The sequence below is a fragment of the Paenibacillus sp. Aloe-11 genome, from assembly GCF_000245715.1.
Lineage (GTDB): Bacteria > Bacillota > Bacilli > Paenibacillales > Paenibacillaceae > Paenibacillus > Paenibacillus kribbensis.
On record NZ_JH601045.1, the window covers coordinates 100,614 to 101,161 of the forward strand.

At 54.0% G+C, this 548-nt stretch carries 1 protein-coding gene and 1 pseudogene; one reads left to right on the top strand and one right to left on the bottom strand.

Annotated elements, in window-relative coordinates:
* Positions 1–221, top strand: a pseudogene (locus WG8_RS27885) (lipoate--protein ligase family protein); the annotation flags it as partial.
* Positions 222–319: 98 nt separating this feature from the next.
* Here the strand turns inward: WG8_RS27885 and WG8_RS27890 are convergent.
* Positions 320–548 (bottom strand): Fe-Mn family superoxide dismutase (locus tag WG8_RS27890; RefSeq protein WP_007428774.1); only part of this gene is annotated, 229 nt, incomplete at its 5' end.

Here is a 548-nt window from a genome sequence, read left to right on the forward strand (position 1 = left end):
CGGGGGCGCCGCAGCCGGATTATCCACGGGTAAATCCGGCAAGGATGGGCAGCCTGGCAGAGCTGGCTGGGGTGCCATCTGTTGAGGCCTATACGGCATCTCTGCGTCGGGTGATCGAAAGCCGGGCTACGATTTTGCCTGTCGATGGCTCGCTAGCGCAGCCGCAAGGATTGGCAGAGCAAATGGCTGCTCTTAGGGAGCGATACGACTCACAAGTATAGTGTAGAGCTGAATTAAGCTCACTAGCTTACATAAAACTTAGCTCACTGGCTTACATGGAACTTAGTCATATGGAACTTAGCCCACATGCCACTTTGGCTTAGAAGGGCTGCCATCTCAGCTTGGAGGCTTGAGCGTAGCGCGCCTCCACCTCAGGCCAGTTCACGACATGCCACCAGTCTTCGATGTATTTGTTGCGCTCGTTCTGATGCTTTAAGTAATAGGCGTGTTCCCATACGTCAATCGCCAGTAGCGGAATGGATTCCCACTGGGTCAGGTTTTGGTGCTTTTCAGACTGCAAAATTTCAAGCCGTCCTGCGCGCGGACTC